Origin of the sequence: Sulfitobacter sediminis (genome assembly GCF_040811725.1) — a bacterium.
Lineage (GTDB): Bacteria > Pseudomonadota > Alphaproteobacteria > Rhodobacterales > Rhodobacteraceae > Sulfitobacter > Sulfitobacter sediminis.
Genome location: NZ_JBFNXX010000070.1, coordinates 1 through 4,030 on the forward strand (window position 1 = coordinate 1; position 4,030 = coordinate 4,030).

Sequence of the window (4,030 nt, forward strand, 5' to 3'; positions counted from 1 at the left end):
AGAGGAGCGGCCTTGCGGCTTTGGGCTTCGCTCATCGGCAGCTCTGACCCAGACTTCTTCAACACTATCCGGACAAAGATGCCGTTGATCGCCGAGATTAGTTCTCAGATAATCCAGTCGATCCATACAAGCCAAATTCCTACTCCAAAGACCACCGTGATCAGTAACCACATTACGATTGGTCTATGTTTCAGGTTCTTACGCAGCCAGTCCGCGATTGCGCCTAGGACGATTTCCAACTGGTTTGCTCCTTTTGTCACGGATTCAACAGACCATACGATGTAGGAGGCAATTCTCAATGCTGCGCAGGCATGGGCTCAAACCCGCCAACCGGGTCTAGCGCAGCGCCGCAATCTCTCCGCCAAGCGGAAGGTAATCCAAAACTGAAAACCCCCGCCGCTCTCGCGCCGGGGGTCAAATCTCAGCCCGTGGGATGGGTGCTCTGCACCCATCATCCGACTACCAGTCCTCGCGCACCACAACACGCGTCTTGATCGGCAGCTTCATCGCGGCCAGGCGCAGGGCCTCGCGCGCAACGTCCTCGCCGACACCGTCGATCTCGAACATCACGCGGCCCGGCTTCACCTTCGCCGCCCAGTAGTCGACGGAACCCTTACCCTTACCCATACGCACTTCGACGGGCTTGGAGGTCACCGGCACATCCGGGAAGATGCGGATCCACACACGGCCCTGACGCTTCATGTGGCGCGTCATGGCACGGCGTGCGGCTTCGATCTGGCGGGCGGTGACCCGCTCGGGCTGAAGCGCCTTCAGGCCATAGGTGCCGAAGTTGAGGTCGGACCCGCCCTTCGCCATGCCCTTGATGGTGCCTTTGAACTGCTTGCGGAATTTCGTCCGTTTTGGCTGTAGCATCTGATCTGCTCCTTACCGGCGACCGCCGCCCGCACCGCGGGGGGCCGGACCGTCCTGAAGTTCCTGTGCCTTGCGGTCACGCGCTTGCGGGTCGTGCTCCATGATCTCGCCTTTGAAGATCCAGGTCTTGATCCCGATGATGCCATAGGCGGTCGAGGCCTCGACATGCGCGTAATCGATGTCCGCACGCAGGGTGTGCAGGGGCACGCGGCCCTCGCGGTACCATTCGGTCCGCGCGATCTCGGCACCGCCGAGGCGGCCGGCGAGGTTCACGCGGATGCCCTGGGCACCCATGCGCATGGCGTTCTGTACCGCACGCTTCATCGCGCGGCGGAAGGACACGCGGCGCTCGAGCTGCTGTGCGATGCTTTCACCCACAAGGGCGGCATCCAGCTCGGGCTTGCGCACTTCCACGATGTTGAGGTGCAGCTCGGACGAGGTCATCTTGGCGATCTTCTGGCGCAGACCTTCGATGTCCGCACCCTTCTTGCCGATGATGACGCCGGGGCGCGCGGTGTGGATCGTCACGCGGCACTTCTTGTGCGGACGCTCGATGATCACACGGGCCACGCCCGCCTGCTTGCACTCTTCCTTGATGAAGGCGCGGATGGCGAGGTCTTCCAGCAGAAGATCACCGTAGTCCTTCGTGTCGGCGTACCAGCGGCTGTCCCAGGTGCGGTTGACCTGAAGGCGCATGCCGATCGGGTTGACTTTGTTACCCATTATGCTTGCTCCTCGACTTGACGCACGACGACGGTGATTTCGGCGAATGGCTTCATGATCTTGCCAAACCGGCCACGGGCCCGCGGACGACCGCGCTTCATGGTCAGGTTCTTGCCGACATAGGCTTCGGCCACGATCAGCTCGTCCACGTCGAGGTTGTGGTTGTTCTCGGCATTGGCGATCGCGGACTGAAGGCACTTCTTCACGTCCTGCGCGATCCGCTTTTTCGAGAAGGTGAGGTCCGTCAGGGCCTTTTCCACCTTCTTGCCACGGATCAGACCGGCAACCAGGTTCAGTTTCTGCGGCGACGTCTTCAGCATGCGCAGCTTGGCACGTGCTTCGTTGTCTGCCACGCGGCGGGGATTCTTGTCCTTGCTCATGGCTTACTTCCGCTTCGCTTTCTTGTCGGCGGCGTGACCGTAGTACGTCCGGGTGGGTGAATACTCACCGAACTTCTGACCGATCATCTCTTCGCTGACGGAGACTGGGATGTGCTTGTGGCCGTTGTAGACGCCGAACGTCAGACCGACAAACTGGGGAAGGATCGTGGAACGACGCGACCAGATCTTGATCACCTCGTTGCGCCCGCTTTCCTTCGCGGCTTCGGCCTTCTTGAGGACATAAGAGTCGACAAAAGGCCCTTTCCAAACAGAGCGTGCCATGGATTAGCGCCCCTTCTTCTTGGCGTGACGCGAGCGGATGATCAGCTTGCTGGACGCCTTGTTGCGGTTGCGGGTCTTGGCACCCTTCGTGGGCTTGCCCCAGGGCGTCACCGGGTGACGACCACCCGAGGTCCGGCCTTCACCACCACCGTGCGGGTGGTCGATCGGGTTCATGACCACACCACGGACGGAAGGACGGATGCCCTTGTGCCGCATGCGGCCCGCTTTACCGTAGTTCTGGTTGGAGTTGTCGGGGTTGCTGACCGCACCAACGGTCGCCATGCATTCCTGGCGCACCAGACGCAGCTCCCCAGAGCTGAGACGGATCTGAGCATAACCACCGTCACGCCCCACGAACTGCGCGTAGGTGCCGGCGGCACGGGCGATCTGACCGCCCTTGCCGGGCTTCATCTCGATGTTGTGCACGATGGTACCGATGGGCATACCGCTGAACGGCATCGCGTTACCCGGCTTGATGTCTGCCTTGGCGGAGGCAATCACCTTGTCCCCCACAACCAGACGCTGCGGTGCAAGTATATAGGCCTGCTCACCATCGGTGTATTGAATGAGCGCGATAAACGCGGTCCGGTTCGGGTCATATTCAATGCGCGCGACGACGGCTTCCATATCCATCTTGTTGCGCTTGAAATCGACGATACGGTAGAGGCGCTTTGCTCCCCCACCCTTGCGACGCATCGTGATCCGTCCGGTGTTGTTCCGTCCGCCATTCTTGGTCAGACCCTCTGTGAGGGCTTTGACCGGGCGGCCTTTCCAAAGCTCCGAACGGTCGATCAGTACCAGCCCACGCTGGCCCGGCGTCGTCGGTTTGTACGACTTGAGTGCCATGTTGTCTGTCTTCCGTTTAGCTGAACGACGAGGGTGTGCCCCCGCCTATGGTATGAAGGGCCCCGAAGGTCCCCGGGTTGGTGTGTTTGCTTGCCTCCGTATGGAGCCAGAACAAACAAAGACAGAGCCCCGGACGAATCCGGGGCCTTGTCATGCGGTGCGTTTACGTCCTGTAGCGGACCTTGTCTAGCCCTGATCAAACGCTTTTACAAAGGTGCGAATGACGTACTGGGCGACACGATGTGCTTCATATACTTCATTAAAAGTGGTTGCCGCAGTTCTTTCATGAGCGTAGTCATTCCGCCAACGAAACAGATTACTATAGCTCTGAGAAAGGTCTTTGCGAAACCTCCTCTCAACCACCCTTTTCCTCTCACTCAGTAGCTTGTGGAAGATCGTAGCGTTTTTTGGTGCTTCAGGCTCTGTCCATGAATTGAGACCAAACTGACGGGAGTAGGACTTGAGGTTGTCTAGTGAAATCTTCGCATTCATCTTGGCAAAGTCACCTTCGACATGAAATTGGTACTTAGGATGAAAGTTACCTGCATACTCGATGAGTGTTTCTTTCACGATGCTTTCGTACGTCGCGACAATCGTCACCGCGAACATACCAGCAAGCTCACTCCTTATTCGCCTGTCAATAGCGGAGTCTTGATTAAGGCGCTCATCGATATTTCTTGCCAAGTCCCTAATGTGTTTGAAATTGGCTTCAACCGTTTCATCCATCAGCCAGAAGGACCTCATGCGCTATTTGGCGGCGAGACAGAACTTGCTCTCTGCTCGTGGTGTTCGAAGTGAACGCTTCAATAAAATCGTCGTTCTCTAAGAGCTCAGCATAGGCATCACTTTCGGCTTTGTTGCACAAATCCCGCTAGGGATTCATCTCGCGAATCCAGCATGATAGCTGGAGGGCATGAGCAGTTGGG

The 4,030-nt window shown here is 58.3% G+C and carries 6 protein-coding genes; all 6 read right to left on the reverse strand.

Translation table 11 applies throughout. From position 1 onward, the window contains the following. Positions 1-459: 459 nt before the first annotated feature. The 6 genes from rplP to AB2B41_RS23100 all read right to left on the reverse strand — a co-directional run bounded on the left by rplP (position 460) and on the right by AB2B41_RS23100 (position 3,830). Positions 460-873: a 50S ribosomal protein L16 gene (gene rplP / locus AB2B41_RS23075; protein ID WP_367880177.1), complete on the reverse strand. Its 414-nt coding sequence runs from the start codon at positions 871-873 to the stop codon at positions 460-462. 12 nt (positions 874-885) lie between these two features. Then, positions 886-1,596, reverse strand: coding sequence for a 30S ribosomal protein S3 (rpsC, locus tag AB2B41_RS23080; protein ID WP_367880178.1), 711 nt, complete (start codon positions 1,594-1,596; stop codon positions 886-888). Beyond that, positions 1,596-1,976 (reverse strand): 50S ribosomal protein L22, encoded by a 381-nt coding sequence (rplV, locus tag AB2B41_RS23085; protein WP_367880179.1) that lies wholly within the window; start codon positions 1,974-1,976, stop codon positions 1,596-1,598. The genes rpsC and rplV overlap by 1 nt, the downstream gene beginning before the upstream one ends. Before the next feature lie 3 nt (positions 1,977-1,979). Continuing rightward, positions 1,980-2,258: a 30S ribosomal protein S19 gene (gene rpsS / locus AB2B41_RS23090; protein ID WP_367880180.1), complete on the reverse strand. Its 279-nt coding sequence runs from the start codon at positions 2,256-2,258 to the stop codon at positions 1,980-1,982. Positions 2,259-2,261: 3 nt separating this feature from the next. Then, positions 2,262-3,104 (reverse strand): 50S ribosomal protein L2, encoded by an 843-nt coding sequence (gene rplB / locus AB2B41_RS23095; protein WP_367880181.1) that lies wholly within the window; start codon positions 3,102-3,104, stop codon positions 2,262-2,264. 186 nt (positions 3,105-3,290) lie between these two features. Beyond that, positions 3,291-3,830, reverse strand: coding sequence for a HEPN domain-containing protein (locus AB2B41_RS23100; RefSeq protein ID WP_367880182.1), 540 nt, complete (start codon positions 3,828-3,830; stop codon positions 3,291-3,293). Between the last annotated feature and the right edge of the window lie 200 nt (positions 3,831-4,030).

Excerpts from the sequence above, each read along its gene's own strand:
- rplP (WP_367880177.1), bottom strand. The coding sequence starts at position 873 with ATGCTACAGCCAAAACGGACGAAATTCCGCAAGCAGTTCAAAGGCACC.
- rpsC (WP_367880178.1), bottom strand. The coding sequence starts at position 1,596 with ATGGGTAACAAAGTCAACCCGATCGGCATGCGCCTTCAGGTCAACCGC.
- rplV (WP_367880179.1), bottom strand. The coding sequence starts at position 1,976 with ATGAGCAAGGACAAGAATCCCCGCCGCGTGGCAGACAACGAAGCACGT.
- rpsS (WP_367880180.1), bottom strand. The coding sequence starts at position 2,258 with ATGGCACGCTCTGTTTGGAAAGGGCCTTTTGTCGACTCTTATGTCCTC.
- rplB (WP_367880181.1), bottom strand. The coding sequence starts at position 3,104 with ATGGCACTCAAGTCGTACAAACCGACGACGCCGGGCCAGCGTGGGCTG.
- AB2B41_RS23100 (WP_367880182.1), bottom strand. The coding sequence starts at position 3,830 with ATGGATGAAACGGTTGAAGCCAATTTCAAACACATTAGGGACTTGGCA.